Consider the following 14178-nt stretch of genomic DNA (forward strand, 5'->3'; position numbering starts at 1 on the left):
TTTCTTCTTCTTTCGACAAAGGATTTCATGAGCACCTTTCACGCCATTGTCTGGATCGACCAATCCGAAGCCCATGTGCTGATGTTTGACCGCGAACACATGCAGGCCCAGCGCATCAAATCACGCACGCATCACAAACACCAGGGCAAAGCCGAGGACAGCGCCGCCTTCTTTGCCGACGTTGCCCGGGCACTGGCCGGCACGCATGAAGTGCTGCTGACCGGCCCCGGTCTGGTGCGCAACCAGTTCCGCGACTGGTGCAGCAGCCACCTGCCGTCCGTGGCCGACAGCGTGGTGGACTCGGTGGCCGCCGATCATCCGAGCGATGGCCAGCTGGTCGCGCTGGCCCGCCAGTATTTCAAGAAATTCGACAACATGACGGCCGATCCTTCGACGGCCTGATCCGGAGGTTTTCTCAGGGACGCTCCGTCCCCGCCATGGCAGGCTGCTATCCTTCACCGGATGCGCAGCCTGTTTCATTTCGCCTTCAACGTCACCGATCTGGATGAAGCCCGGCGCTTCTATGGCAGTGTGCTCGGCTGCACCGAAGGCCGCAGTGCCGACACCTGGGTCGACTTCGATTTCATGGGTCACCAGCTTTCGCTGCACCTGGGCCAGCCTTTCAAGACCGAGCGCACCGGGCATGTGGGAGACACCCTTGTGCCCATGCCGCATTTCGGCCTGGTGCTGGCACTGCCCGACTGGCAGGCCATGGCCCAGCGCCTGCAGGATGCGGGCACCGACTTCCTGTTTGCGCCGCAGGTGCGTTTCGAAGGCCAGCCCGGAGAGCAGTGGACCATGTTCTTCTGCGACCCCTTCGGCAACCCGCTGGAGATCAAGGGCTTCCGCGACCTTCAGGCAATTTACGCGTCATGAAGATGGACGGGTGGGAGCTCTTCAATCAAGCAGGGGCCGCGGATCTGGCTTTGCCAGTCCGCAGGCGCAGCGGCCCCCTCGGGGGGCAGGGAACTACACGAAGTGAGCGACCGTGGGGCCCCAGTGAATTACACCTTTGCATCAGCCACCATCCTGCTCCTGCTGATCACTGATCCGCTGGGCAACATCCCGATTTTTGCCAATGCCCTGCGCAACGTGGCTCCGGAGCGTCGGGCGTTTGTGATCCTGCGCGAGGTGCTGATTGCCTTCCTGCTCCTGCAGGCCTTCATGTTTGTGGGTGACAGTTTCCTGCGCGTGATGAACCTCAGCGAACTCTCGCTGCAAATTGCCGGTGCGGTCATCCTGTTCCTGATCGCCTTGCGGATGATCTTTCCGGTAGCGCCCGCTGAGGCGGAGCCATTGCAGGGTGAGCCCTTGATTGTGCCGCTGGCCATTCCGGCGCTCGCCACGGTGCTGCTCCTGGTGTCGCAGGCGCCGGCCCGGCGACTCGAATGGGTGGCAGCGCTTTGCGTGACCATGGCGGTCTGCGCCGTGGTCCTGGTGCTGGCCGAACGCATCCAGCGGATAGTGGGCGACCGGTTGCTGGTGGCTTTCGAGCGGCTCATGGGTTTGATCCTCGTGGCCATTTCGGTGGAAATGCTGCTGCGCGGCATCAAGGCCTTTGCCGGCCAGCTGTACTAGCAAGCAGCCCGATTTATTTAGCGGCGGCCAGCAAGCGGCTCAGCTCAGGAGACATCGGCAGGTTCAGCGCCTTGTTCGCTGGCGGCGCCGGTTTGGTGAACCATTTCTCATAGGTCTGGTTGAATTTTCCGCTGCGCATGGACTCGACGATGCTCAGATCCACCAGCTTTTGCAACGCCGGATCTCCGCTTCTGTAAACAATGGCAATCGGCTCGGAGGAGAGGCGTTCGGGCAGCAGTGCAAAGTCAGCCGGATTTTTGGCGGTCAATGCAGCATTGATCAGGAGAACGTCGTCGCGCGCGTAACCATCGGCCTGCCGAAGGCTTAACTGGCTCATGGCCGCATCGTGCTCCAGCACATTGGCTATTTTCCATTTCAGGCCATTGCCTGCCGCATGCATCTCCAGGGCATTCCTGGCGGTGGTGCCTCCCAGCACCACCAGGTTTTTGCCCGCGAGCTGGTTTACCGAGGTGAGCTTGTCGCCGCTACGCACCATCACCCGCACTGCCGCATAAAAGATGGGGGGAGAAAAGGAAACCAGCTTGCGTCGGGCTTCGGTGTCGCTGGTGTTGGCGCACACCAGGTCAATTGCTCCGCTTCTGAGCAGGCTGACCACACGTTCCTGTTCAACAGCCTGGTAAACCACGCGCAGGTTTTTTGCAGAAGACTCCCGGCCAATGCGCTCGATGATCGGCGTGCAGAGGTCGAGGCTATAACCGGATGCGCCCTTTCCGTCAGAGAAAGAGAATGGGAAAGCGTTCTCGCGGTAACCCACCACAAGCAGGCTGCGGCTTCTGACTTTTTCGAGGGTGGATTGCGCCCATGCGGGAGGCACAGCCATTAAAACCAGCAGCAGCGGCACCATCCAGTGCCGGGTCGAATGCATCCTGATAGTCATAGAGCCTCCCCTGCGGTACGCAGTAGTCGGCTTTCATTATTGGGTAAAAGCCGCGCTACTGCAAACCACCGGGTCGGCTCAACCGTATTGGACGATTTTCTGGTCTATCGCGCCAAATACCAGCTCGCCGTCCTTGCCCTTCATTTCGATGCGGATGGTGTCGCCGAATTTCATGAATTCGGTCGAAGGCTTGCCGTCCTGAATGGTTTCAATCGCACGCTTTTCGGCAATGCAGCTGTAGCCCTTGGGCCAATCCGTTTTGCCCTTGACCTCGACGCCCTTGTTGCTCACAGTGCCCGAGCCGACGATGGAGCCTGCGCGCACATTGCGCGTCTTGCAGATGTGCGCAATCAACTGGCCGAAGTGAAAAGTCATCTCGGGGCCGGCATCGCACATGCCCACCTTGCGGCCGTTCCAGGTGCTCTGCATGGTGAGGTTGACGCGGCCCTTGTCCCAGGCGTCTCCCAGTTCATCGGGCGTGACTGCGACCGGGCTGAAGGCGGTGGCGGGCTTGCTCTGGAAAAACCCGAAGCCTTTGGCGAGTTCGTTGGGAATGAGGTTGCGCAGGCTCACGTCGTTGGCCAGCATGATCAGGCGAATGCCTTCAAGCGCCTGCTCGGATGTGCTCGTCATGGGCACGTCGCCGGTAATGACGGCCACTTCCGCCTCGAAATCGATGCCGTACTCTTCGCTCGGGCAGAGCACATCGTCACAGGGTCCGATGAAGTCGTCGCTGCCGCCCTGGTACATCAGCGGGTCTTTGTAGAAGCTGTCGGGCACCTCGGACTCGCGGGCCTTGCGCACCAGTTCGACGTGGTTGATGTAGGCCGAGCCGTCGGCCCACTGGTAGGCGCGCGGCAATGGCGCCATGCAGCGTACCGGTTCGAACGGGAATGCGTGGCGGGCCTTGCCGTTGTTCAGGGTTTCATAAAGATCCTGCAACTGCGGCGCCAGGAAGTTCCAGTCGTCGAGCACCTGCTGCAATTTGCCGGCAATGCCCGTCGCATAATGAGCCATCGACAAATCGCGCGAGACAACCACGAGCTGGCCATCACGTGAGCCGTCTTTGTAGGTAGCAAGTTTCATCAGTTTCCTCTGTTCTTGGGGGCGGATGGGTGAAGTTGATTACACACTGCGTACACCTTGCGCTAAAGTTACGATAAGTGAAATCAATTTACCTAAATGTAATTTTCAATTTTAGTCGAATTCCATGAAAGAGCGCAAAACACCCCCTGCGGCCTTGCCAGGCAGCCTGCCCACCCAGCGTGCCGGCATCCAGTCTGTGGAAGTAGGCTTCAGCCTGCTGCAGGTGCTGGGCGCATCGCCGGGCGCACTGATGCTGCGCGATCTGGCTGCAGCGGCCGGCATGAGTGCGGCCAAGGCACACCGCTACCTGGTGAGTTTCCAGCGGCTCGAACTCGTCACTCAGGACTCGGGCAGCACACGGTACGACCTTGGCCCCGCGGCGCTCAAGCTGGGCCTGGCTTCGCTCTCGCGCCTGGACAGCGTCAAGGTCGCACGCCAGCGTCTGGGGCCGCTGATGGAGCAAATCGGCCAGACCCTGGCCCTGGCCGTGTGGGGCAACCAGGGGCCCACCATCGTGCACTGGGAAGAATCGCCACAGGCCATCACTGTCAATTTGCGCCTCGGCGATGTGATGCCCCTGCTGTCGTCAGCCACCGGCCTGTGTTTTTGCGCCTTCATGGCGCAAGCATCCGCCGGCCGGCGGCACCCAAACGACCATCTGGCACCGCTGCTCAAAAACGAGCTGGCGCGCATGCAGAAACTCGCCCGCAAGGATGTGCCCCGCACCATGACCGAGGTCACGGCGGTGCTGGAAGAAGTTCGCGCACGCGGCGTGGCCCGCGTGATAGACACCCTGCTGCCCGGCGTGGGTGGGTTCTGCGCGCCGGTGTTTGATGCCGACGGCCACCTGGCGCTTGGCATGGTGGCACTCGGGTCCCTTGCCAACTTCGATCCCGAATGGGACGGCGCGGTGGCACGGCCGCTGGTAGCAGCGGCCACGCAACTTTCCAGTGATCTGGGATTCACAGGGGCATGAACACCCTTTCTGCCGGCCAGCCCCCAGCGCTGCCGGCAAAACCGCTGATCGTTTTGACATCACTCGTGGGACTGGCCCATGTGCTGTTGTTACAGGCTGCACCGCTGGAATGGGGCGCGGTGCCTGCGCCGCAGGTGACGCCACGGGCATTCATCACGCGTACGCTGGAGATCAAGCCGGCAGCCGTCACCACGCCCTCAACGCCTCCGCCCGCAACACCCACCGTCCGGCGCGCGCCCGCCAAAACCAGGGCGCCAGCCCCGCCAGCGCAACAAAATACGGCCCCAGCCCTTGTTCCGCCTACGCCAATAGCTCCTGAATTAATAGCAAACGCCACACCCGACACTATCCCGGTAGCTGACACACCGTCCACCACGCCGTCAATACCCGCAGCTCAGCCTGAGTCTCCACTGGCAGGAGCCAGCACCGCGCTGACCATTCCCGGTTCTGTACGGCTCAAATACGCGATGACGGGCCGCTCAAAAAACATGGACTACAGCGCCTTTGCCGAACTGAGCTGGCTGCAGGATGGCCAGAGCTATGACGCCAAAATGAGCGCCAGCGCGTTTCTGATTGGCTCGCGCAGCATGAGCAGTAGCGGCCGCATCACTGCCGATGGCCTGGCCCCGACGCGTTTTCTGGACAAGTACCGAAGCGAACGTGCAGCGCATTTCGAAGCCGACAAAGGCAAGATCAGCTTCAGCGCCAACACACCCGACGCACCCTGGCTGCGCGGCGCCCAGGATCGGCTGAGCGTTTTCCTGCAACTGGGCAGCCTGCTGGCCGGCGACCCGGCCAGCTATCCGGTGGGCAGCAAAGTGTCGCTTTACACGGCAGGTCCTCGCGAAGCCGACACCTGGACTTTTACCGTCGAGGCAGAAGAAACGCTCAGCCTGCCTGCCGGAGAAGTTGCCGCCGTCAAGCTGACGCGCAAGCCGCAGCGCGACTACGACCAGACTGTGGAAATCTGGTTTGCACCTTCGATGGAGTACCTGCCGGTGCGCAGCCGCATCACCCAGCAAAACGGTGACTTCATCGACCAGCAGTTGCGCGCGACCGAAAAACCCTGAGTCCACCACAGACCCGCAACAGACGAAGGGCTCCAGCGTGATTTTTTTGGCATTTCAGGGAATAACCCTGTGGCCCTTGAACTCGGCCTATTCGTTGTTATCTTAAGTGTTAATAACATCACCCATACAGGAAGGACACGCCATGCAAATGCTTTACGACTCTGAATCCTTTGTGGTGGTGCAGATTCACGCAAACGCGCTGGAAGAGTCTGCACCGCAGCCCTCCGTGCCGCAGCTTGCGCGCCATGGCTTTGAAATTGTCGACAAACGCTCCGGCAAAGAGGTTTACCTCGACGGTTCCTGGGCAGAACTGTTCCAGGAGCGGCTGAACGTCTGGCAAAAAAATACGCCGACGCAGGAAGAAGTCGAAGACACCCTTGAAGGTTACGCCGAGCTGGCGCACACCCCCATCGGGCTGCACTGAAGCTGGCCCAGGAGGGCCGGCCCCTCAGTTCGCCTGGTTCCGCGTTCCGTACAAGCACTGATAGATCGGCGCCACCAAGCGACAAACCTGAAACGCCGTGACCACGGGCACACCGAGCTGAAGCACCTTCGCGGTGATCGCCATTTCGGCATTGCCGCCCGGTGAGGTTCCCAGCGCTACCGGCTTGAGGGGCATCAACAAAAGGCGGTGGGAAATTGACAGGCAGACAGCCGCCGCATTTCACATGGGGCTAGTATTGCTTTGTGCACTTCACCATGAACCTGACCCCTACCGCCTCGCGCCACGCCCGGGCCGTCGCCGCTCTGGCGCCGCTGCTCCTCGTGTTTTTGCTTTCCGCCTGCGCCAGCGTGCCTGAGCCCCGGCTGTTTCCCCACACCGCCACGGACATCACCACCCGGACCGATGCATTGCTGCCTGCCGACGTGATCCTGCTTGGCGAGCAGCATGATGCGGCAGAACACCAGGACATTCACCGGCAGGTCATCGAACATCTCGCGGTGCGCGGCCAACTCGCCGCCGTGGTGCTGGAGATGGCCGAGGCAGGCAGCAGCACCGCCACCCTCAAATCCAACAGCACACAGCTGCAGGTGCAGGCTGCGCTCCACTGGAACAACAAGAGCTGGCCCTGGGTGGCCTATTGGCCTGCCGTGATGGCGGCCGTGAAAGCCGGTGTACCCGTCCTCGGCGGCAACCTGCCTGTCGTCCAGATGCGCGAAGCCATGGCTGACGCCCAGCTGGACCAGCGACTCCCGGGTCCCGCGTTGAAGGCACAACAGCAACTGATACGCCAGGGCCACTGCGGACTGCTGCCGGAAACGCAGATCACTCCCATGACACGCGTCCAGATCGCCCGCGACGTCAGCATCGCACGCACTGTGGCTGGCACCGTGCTGCCCGGCAAGACCGTGGTGGTGCTGGCCGGCAGCGGCCACGTCAACCGGACACTGGGTGTTCCGCAACATCTGCCGCCAGGGATGAAACTCAAGGCCGTGCAATTGCGCGCCGGCCCGGCGCCTGCCGAAACAAATGCGCGACAGCAGGCCGAAACGAAAGCGGCCTATGACGCGGTCTGGTCTACGCCGGCCTTGCCGGAGCAGGACTACTGCGAGGGCCTGCAGGAAAAACTGAAGGCAAAATAGCTTTCACCGTTGATCCTGCCCCCTGCCCCTAGGCGTTCTTTTTGATAGAGTCCGCCACCACGCTGACGATGCGCTCGATGTGCTCTTTCTCCACGATGTACGGTGGGCAGATCACGATGTTGTCAGCCGCCGGCCGCACCAGCACACCGTGCTTGAAACAGTCCATGAAGATGTCGTAGGCGCGTTTTCCCGGCGCACCGGCAATGGGCGACAGCTCCACCGCCCCGGCCAAGCCCAGGCTGCGGATGCTGATCACGTTGGGCAGTCCCTTGAAGCTGCCGTGCAAGGCGTCGCCCAGCACCTTGCCCATCTGCCCCGCGCGTTCGAACAGCTTTTCTTCCTTGAAAAGGTTTAATGTGGCAATTGCCGCGGCGCACGCCACCGGGTGCCCCGAGTAGGTGTAACCGTGAAAAAACTCCACCGCATGGGCCGGGCTGTCGGCGTTGGCTTCCATCATGGTGTTGTAAATGCGATCGGTGCAGATCACGCCGCCCAGGGGAATCACGCCGTTGGTGACGCACTTGGCAAAGTTCAGCATGTCGGGCACCACACCGTAATAGTCAGCGCCGAAGTTCACACCCAGGCGGCCGAAACCGGTGATCACCTCGTCGAAGATCAACAGGATGCCGTGTTTGTCGCAGATTTCGCGCAGGCGCTTGAGGTAACCCTTGGGCGGCAAATACCACCCGGCGCTGCCAGCCACCGGTTCAACGATGACAGCTGCGACGTTGCTGGGATCATGCAAGGGCAAAATCCGCTGCTCGAGTTCGAGCAGGATGTCTTCTTTCCACTCGGGCTCGGTCCCGTTGATATACGCATGGTTGACCGGGTCATGGATGAAACGCATGTGGTCCACCCGCGGCAACAGGGCCGCGCCGTAGACCTTGCGGTTGGCCGGAATGCCGCCCACACTCATGCCGCCAAACCCAACACCGTGGTAACCCTTTTCGCGGCCGATGAAGACATTGCGATGCCCCTCGCCGCGTGCCCGGTGGTAGGCCAGTGCCACCTTGAGCGAGGTATCGGCCGCCTCTGAACCGGAGTTGCAGAACAGCACCTGGTTCAGGTCACCCGGGGCCATGGCGGCCAGCATCTCGGCGGCCTTGAAGGCCTGGTCGTTGCTGGCCTGAAAGGCGGTGGCGTAGTCCAGCGTGTCAAGTTGCTTCTTGATCGCGTCATTGATCGGCTTGCGGTTGTGGCCGGCGCCCACGCACCACAGGCTGGAAATGCCGTCGAGCACCTGCTTGCCGTCGTAGGTGGTGAAAAGCATGCCGTCGGCCGCCACAAAAACCCGGGGGTCCTTCTTGAAGCTGCGGTTCGGCGTGAACGGCAGCCACTGGTGGTCCATGTTGAAATTCTGATAGGCCATTCGTCAATCTCCTGCGTGAAAATGGGCAGCCAGATTTGGCCGTCTGATGCATTCTGGCACTCCCGGTGACAATGTACATTCCCGCACGGCCACCCGGGCGGCCACCTGCGACAATTCATCTTCCATGAGCCCTACTTATATTCTTACCCTGTCCTGCCCGGACCGCCCGGGCATTGTTCATGCTGTTTCCGGCTTTCTGTTTGAACGCGGCGGCAACATTCTGGAGGCAGCGCAGTTCAGCGACGACAAACGCGACGACACCGACTCCGACGCCACAGGGCTGTTTTTCATGCGGGTCAGTTTCGCCTGCAACCAGCTGTCCTTCGAAGAACTGAAAGAACAGGTCGGCGTGCTGGGCCTGCTGTTTGACATGCGCTGGGGCCTGCACCAGGCCACCCAACCCATGCGTACCGTGCTCATGGTCAGCAAGGAGGGCCATTGCCTCAACGATTTGCTGTTTCGCTGGAAGTCAGGCCTGCTGCCGCTGGACATCCGCGCCATCGTTTCCAATCACCGCGATTTTTATCAACTCGCGGCCAGCTACAACGTTCCCTTTCACCACATACCGGTCACCGCAGCCACCAAAGACAAGGCTGAAAAGAAGCAGTACGACGTCATCGAGGCAGAAGGGGCCGAGCTGGTGGTGCTGGCGCGTTACATGCAGATCCTCAGCAACGACCTGTGCAAGAAGCTGGCCGGGCGGGCCATCAACATTCACCACTCCTTTCTTCCCAGTTTCAAAGGCGCCAAGCCCTACTACCAGGCACACGCCCGCGGCGTGAAGCTGATAGGCGCCACGGCGCACTATGTGACCGCCGACCTCGACGAAGGCCCGATCATCGAGCAGGATGTCGCCCGTGCCGACCACAGCAAAACCGTGGAGGCGCTGACCGCCATGGGCCGCGACACCGAGAGCCAGGTGCTGGCCCGCGCGGTGTTGTGGCACAGCGAGCACCGTGTCTTGTTGAACGGACACAAGACGGTGATATTCAAATAGATATGGCCCCCACGCTTGTCACTGCGTGTACTGCGCTGCCCCCCGAGGGGGCCGCTGCGCCTGCGGACCGGCAAAGCCGGACCCGCGGCCCCTGCTGGTAAAGACAGGGCCCAATGACCGCCGCCCGCATCCCGCCCATCCAGTGTCTTCTGACCTTTGAGGCGCTGGCGCGTTTGCGCAGCGTCACCCAGACTGCGGAGGAGCTGAATGTGACGCCAAGTGCAGTGAGCCACCGCGTCAAGCAGCTTGAGCAGATTATTGGCACCAAGCTGTTCGGCCGGGCCGATTTCTCACTGACCACTGAAGGCAGCGAGTACCTGGCACATGTGCGCGAAGGGCTGGCAACCCTCCAGAAATTTCCCGGGACAGCGGGCCAGAGCGGCACACCGGGCAAGCGCAAGCTGCGGCTGGCTGTGACGCCCACTTTTTCCCGCTCCATCCTGATTCCGCGCCTGCGCCAGTTCACCGAGGCGTATCCCGAAATTGACCTTACGCTGCAGGTGTCCATCCCCCTGCTCGACGTGGTGGCAGAAGACGCCGATCTGATGGTGCGTTTTGGCACCGGCCGTTATGCCGACGTCGAGCATGTCTGCCTGATGAAGGACGAGGTGACGCCCCTGGCCTCACCCGCTTATGTGCGCGAACACGGGCCCTTTGAAGCCCCGGAAGACCTCGAGGGCGAAGCGTTTCTGCGCTCGCCGCTGGAGCCGTGGCGCACCTGGTTTGCCGCGCACGGCCTGGACTGGCCCGAGCCGGTGGAAGGCTCCCAGTTCAACGACATCGGCCTGATGTGCGACGCAGCCGCAGCCGGCATGGGCGTGGCGCTGGTCCGCCTCAAGCTGGGCGCCCCGTGGCTGGAACACGGCTCGCTGGTGCGTTTGTACGAGCGTAATGTGCCCAGCCCGCACGCCCACTACCTGTGCTGGCGCACCGGCATGATGGACCGCTGGGAGTGCGCGGCCTTTGCGGAGTGGCTGAAAAAATCGGTCAGCTAACCGTTTTCGACCTGGCCATCAAGCCTTTTATGCATCCAGCCCTTTGTTTTCGGGCGTGAGCAGCTATCTAATCAATAGCAAATTCGTTTTCACAAAACACCTTCATTTTCTTCACGCCACCCGTCGCGGCTTTGCATTAAAGTGCCTTCATCACCGGCGAGAACCGGTTTCATCCCCGAAGGCCACCCCCATGAACGCACCCGCTGAAGCCTGGCAACAACACCCGCTTGAACGCCGCGAACGTCAAGCCCAAGTGGTCGGTGCGCTGCAAGCCGTGCTGCCGGCGCACGCGCTGCTCTGGAACAGCGAAGACACCACCCCCTACGAGTGCGACGGCCTGACCGCCTACCGCCAGCGGCCGCTGGTGGTGGCCCTGCCCGAAACCTATGAACAGGTGCAGGCCGTCCTCAAAACTTGCCACGCGCTGGAGGTGCCCGTGGTGGCACGCGGCGCCGGCACCGGCCTGTCCGGCGGCGCCATGCCGCACAAGCTGGGCGTCACCTTGTCGCTGGCCAAGTTCAACAAGATTTTGAAGATGGACGCGGCCAGCCGCACCGCCGTGGTCCAGGGCGGCGTGCGCAACCTGGCCATCAGCGAAGCTGCCGCGCCGCTGGGGCTGTATTACGCGCCCGACCCGTCGAGCCAGATCGCCTGCACCATAGGCGGCAATGTGGCCGAAAACTCGGGCGGCGTGCATTGCCTCAAATACGGGCTGACCTTGCACAACGTGCTCAAGGTCCGGGGATTCACGGTTGAAGGCGAGGAAGTGGAGTTCGGCAGCGACGCGCTGGACTGCACCGGTTACGACCTGCTGTCGGTTGTGATCGGCAGCGAAGGCATGCTGGCCGTCACCACCGAAGTCACGGTCAAGCTGGTTCCCAAGCCGGTGATTGCGCGCTGCATCATGGCCAGCTTTGACGACCTGCGCAAGGCGGGTGACGCGGTGGCGGCTGTGATTGCCGCCGGCATCATCCCGGCCGGGCTGGAGATGATGGACAAACCCATGACCGCTGCGGTCGAGGACTTTGTACACGCCGGTTACGACCTCAGCGCCGAAGCGATATTGCTGTGCGAAAGCGACGGCACGCTGGAAGAAGTCGAAGAGGAAATCGGCCGCATGAGCGCCGTGCTGCGCAGTTGCGGCGCCACCGCGATTGCCGTGAGCCAGAACGAGGCCGAGCGCCTGCGCTTCTGGAGCGGCCGAAAAAATGCTTTTCCGGCTTCGGGCCGTATCAGCCCCGACTACATGTGCATGGACTCGACCATTCCGCGCAAACGCCTGGCCGACATCCTGCTCGCCATCCAGCAGATGGAGATCAAGTACGGCCTGCGCTGCGCCAACGTCTTTCACGCCGGCGACGGCAACCTGCACCCACTGATCCTGTTCGACGCCAACGATGCGGATCAGCTGCATCGCTGCGAACTCTTCGGCGCCGACATTCTGGAGACCAGCGTGGCCATGGGAGGCACAGTCACCGGGGAGCATGGCGTGGGTGTGGAAAAGCTCAACTCCATGTGCGTGCAGTTCTCGGCAACGGAGAACGAGCAGATGTTCGGCGTCAAGCGCGCGTTCGATCCGCTGGGTTTGCTCAACCCCGGCAAGGTGATCCCGACACTACAGCGTTGTGCCGAGTACGGAAAAATGCTGGTCCGGGGCGGGCAGATCAAGCACCCGGATCTTCCGAGGTTCTAAGCATGCAAGGCCTGCGTGGCCCGGTGCAACCGATTCCTCTTCCTGGGTGCCTGTGCGCCTGACTACCAGCTGTCGATGAAACCGGCACCGTCGGCAGGCCGCTGGTGCATCGATTGCAATCCCCGCACCAGCCAGTCACGCGTCTGCGACGGATCAATCACCGCGTCGATCTCCAGCGTGGTGGCCATGTTGATGGCACTGCCGCTGTCATACTGCCGGGCCACCAGCTGTTCGTAAAGGGCATCGCGTTGTGGCCCTTCTGGCTGCGCCTCCAGCTCCTTGCGGTAGCCGAGCCTGACAGCCCCTTCCAGGCCCATGGCGCCAAACTCCCCGGTCGGCCAGGCCACAGTGAACGCTGGCGCATGAAAACTGCCCGCAGTCATGGCCATGGCGCCCAGGCCGTAGCCCTTACGCAGCACGATGCTGAAAAACGGCACTCGTAAATGAGCGGCGGCAATGAACATGCGGCTCACGTGGCGCACCTGCGCCTGGGACTCGGTCTCGGGCCCCACCATGAAGCCTGGCGTATCGACCAGGCTGACAAGTGCCAGGCCATGCGCGTTGCAAAGTTGCATGAAACGCGCGGCCTTGTCGGCAGCATCGGCGTCTATGGCACCACCCAGATGCTGCGGATTGTTGGCCAGCACCCCTACAGCCCTGCCCGCGACACGGACCAGCGCGGTGTGAATGCCTTTTCCAAAACCGGTGCGCAACAAAAACACGCTACCGGGGTCGGCCATGCCATTGATCGCAGCCAGCGTGTCGTAAACGCGCAGGCGGTTTTCGGGAACCACATCGCGCAACGCCAGCGTATCGGGCTTCGTGAAATCCTTGAGCGGGCCCTGAAAGAAAGACAGGTATTGACGTGCCGCCACAACCGCCTGGGCCTCGTCGTCCACCAGCACGTCAATCACGCCGTTGCCGTGCTGCACACTGGCCGGCCCAATCTGCTCCGGCTTGAACACCCCCAGGCCACCGCCCTCCACCATCGCCGGGCCGCCCATGCCGATGTTGCTGCCGCGCGTAGCAATGATGACATCGCAGCAACCCAGCAGCGCCGCGTTGCCTGCAAAACAGCGACCCGCAGCAATGCCGACGACCGGCACCACGCCATTGAGCCGGGCAAAACTGGCAAAGGTGCCCACATGCAACCCCGCCACAATCGGCATGTCCGTGTCGCCGGGACGACCGCCCCCGCCCTCGGCAAACAGCACCACCGGCAATTTGTTTTGCAACGCGATGCCGAGCATGCGGTCGGTTTTCTGGTGGTTGCGCATGCCCTGCGTGCCGGCGAGCACTGTCGCGTCATAGGCCATCACCACTGCCCGGCTTGCTTCCGGGCCGAACGATGCAGCATTGATGCTGCCAATGCCGGTGACCATGCCGTCAGCCGGCGTGTTGGCCACCAGGTCTTCCTCGCTGCGCCGGCTGCGCTGTGCGGCAACGGCCAGCGCGCCGTATTCCGTGAACGAGCCGTCATCGCAAAGGTCGGCGATGTTTTCGCGCGCGGTCCGCAAACCCAGGGCATGCCGCTTGGCCACGGCTCCGCTGCGATTCTGGTCCAGCGTGTGCGCCTGACGATCCAGCACGCGCTGCAGGTCAGGGCGAAAACCCCCGGCAGGCAATGATGGTGGAGTCGTTATGGCGGCAGTGTCAGCCAGGGCGGCAGTTGCGGGCACTGCTTCCATCTGCGCCAGCAAGGCACCTGCCTCGACCATGTCACCGGGTTCAAAAAACACTTCGCCCAGGCGTCCGGCAAAAGCTGCACGTACTTCATGCTCCATCTTCATGGCTTCAAGAACCACGAGCAGGTCGCCCGCCTGCACCAAGGCCCCAGGCGCAACCTGCCAATGAACGACTAGCGCCTGGAGAGGGGAGTGGACGGCAGGCATGCGCGCATTTTGCGCCCGCCCCAAGCGCGCTCTTCGTCAA

The 14178-nt window shown here is 62.1% G+C and carries 13 protein-coding genes and 2 pseudogenes; 10 read left to right on the forward strand and 5 right to left on the reverse strand.

Features of this window, described 5'->3' with window-relative positions; translation table 11 throughout:
* Window positions 1-27: 27 nt before the first annotated feature.
* The 3 genes from B0B52_RS05025 to B0B52_RS05035 all read left to right on the forward strand — a co-directional run bounded on the left by B0B52_RS05025 (window position 28) and on the right by B0B52_RS05035 (window position 1578).
* Window positions 28-402 carry a hypothetical protein gene (locus tag B0B52_RS05025; RefSeq protein WP_077592516.1) on the forward strand — a complete coding sequence of 125 codons (375 nt, stop codon included), beginning with the start codon at window positions 28-30 and terminating at the stop codon, window positions 400-402.
* A gap of 60 nt (window positions 403-462) precedes the next feature.
* Window positions 463-876, forward strand: coding sequence for a VOC family protein (locus B0B52_RS05030; RefSeq protein WP_077592517.1), 414 nt, complete (start codon window positions 463-465; stop codon window positions 874-876).
* A gap of 123 nt (window positions 877-999) precedes the next feature.
* On the forward strand, window positions 1000-1578 hold the full coding sequence (locus tag B0B52_RS05035; RefSeq protein ID WP_077592518.1) for a MarC family protein: 579 nt from the start codon (window positions 1000-1002) through the stop codon (window positions 1576-1578).
* A 13-nt stretch (window positions 1579-1591) separates the two neighbouring features.
* Here B0B52_RS05035 and B0B52_RS05040 read toward each other — a convergent pair whose 3' ends face one another.
* Window positions 1592-2476: an amino acid ABC transporter substrate-binding protein gene (locus B0B52_RS05040; protein ID WP_077592519.1), complete on the reverse strand. Its 885-nt coding sequence runs from the start codon at window positions 2474-2476 to the stop codon at window positions 1592-1594.
* Window positions 2477-2554: 78 nt separating this feature from the next.
* Complete coding sequence (locus tag B0B52_RS05045) at window positions 2555-3562, reverse strand: fumarylacetoacetate hydrolase family protein (protein WP_077592520.1); 1008 nt, start codon at window positions 3560-3562, stop codon at window positions 2555-2557.
* A 166-nt stretch (window positions 3563-3728) separates the two neighbouring features.
* On the opposite strand from B0B52_RS05045, the gene B0B52_RS05050 reads away from it, so the two are divergent.
* The 3 genes from B0B52_RS05050 to B0B52_RS05060 all read left to right on the forward strand — a co-directional run bounded on the left by B0B52_RS05050 (window position 3729) and on the right by B0B52_RS05060 (window position 6032).
* Entirely contained in the window at window positions 3729-4538 is an 810-nt protein-coding gene (locus B0B52_RS05050; RefSeq protein ID WP_139351819.1) for an IclR family transcriptional regulator, read from the forward strand.
* Window positions 4535-5608, forward strand: a complete 1074-nt coding sequence (locus B0B52_RS05055; protein WP_077592522.1) for a DUF3108 domain-containing protein — start codon at window positions 4535-4537, stop codon at window positions 5606-5608. Before B0B52_RS05050 ends, B0B52_RS05055 begins: the two co-directional genes overlap by 4 nt.
* A 142-nt stretch (window positions 5609-5750) precedes the next feature.
* Complete coding sequence (locus B0B52_RS05060; protein WP_077592523.1) at window positions 5751-6032, forward strand: DUF3567 domain-containing protein; 282 nt, start codon at window positions 5751-5753, stop codon at window positions 6030-6032.
* Window positions 6033-6056: 24 nt separating this feature from the next.
* Here the strand turns inward: B0B52_RS05060 and B0B52_RS05065 are convergent.
* Window positions 6057-6263 (reverse strand): annotated as a pseudogene (locus B0B52_RS05065) (AbrB family transcriptional regulator); the annotation flags it as partial.
* 44 nt (window positions 6264-6307) lie between these two features.
* Here B0B52_RS05065 and B0B52_RS05070 point away from each other — a divergent pair.
* Window positions 6308-7192: a ChaN family lipoprotein gene (locus B0B52_RS05070; RefSeq protein WP_077592524.1), complete on the forward strand. Its 885-nt coding sequence runs from the start codon at window positions 6308-6310 to the stop codon at window positions 7190-7192.
* A 28-nt stretch (window positions 7193-7220) separates the two neighbouring features.
* On the opposite strand, the gene B0B52_RS05075 is transcribed toward B0B52_RS05070, so the two are convergent.
* Window positions 7221-8561, reverse strand: coding sequence for an aminotransferase class III-fold pyridoxal phosphate-dependent enzyme (locus B0B52_RS05075; RefSeq protein ID WP_077592525.1), 1341 nt, complete (start codon window positions 8559-8561; stop codon window positions 7221-7223).
* 124 nt (window positions 8562-8685) lie between these two features.
* On the opposite strand from B0B52_RS05075, the gene purU reads away from it, so the two are divergent.
* From purU to B0B52_RS05090, 3 genes are all read left to right on the forward strand, one after another.
* A complete protein-coding gene (gene purU, locus B0B52_RS05080) occupies window positions 8686-9558 on the forward strand; it encodes a formyltetrahydrofolate deformylase (protein ID WP_077592596.1) in 873 nt (290 codons plus the stop codon).
* A 113-nt stretch (window positions 9559-9671) separates the two neighbouring features.
* Window positions 9672-10553, forward strand: a complete 882-nt coding sequence (locus B0B52_RS05085; protein WP_077592526.1) for a LysR substrate-binding domain-containing protein — start codon at window positions 9672-9674, stop codon at window positions 10551-10553.
* A gap of 190 nt (window positions 10554-10743) precedes the next feature.
* Window positions 10744-12246 carry an FAD-linked oxidase C-terminal domain-containing protein gene (locus B0B52_RS05090; RefSeq protein WP_077592527.1) on the forward strand — a complete coding sequence of 501 codons (1503 nt, stop codon included), beginning with the start codon at window positions 10744-10746 and terminating at the stop codon, window positions 12244-12246.
* A 62-nt stretch (window positions 12247-12308) separates the two neighbouring features.
* Here the strand turns inward: B0B52_RS05090 and B0B52_RS05095 are convergent.
* A pseudogene (locus B0B52_RS05095) lies at window positions 12309-14138 on the reverse strand (carboxyl transferase domain-containing protein); the annotation flags it as partial.
* Between the last annotated feature and the right edge of the window lie 40 nt (window positions 14139-14178).

The sequence above is a fragment of the Polaromonas sp. A23 genome (assembly GCF_002001015.1).
Taxonomy (GTDB): Bacteria; Pseudomonadota; Gammaproteobacteria; order Burkholderiales; family Burkholderiaceae_C; genus Polaromonas.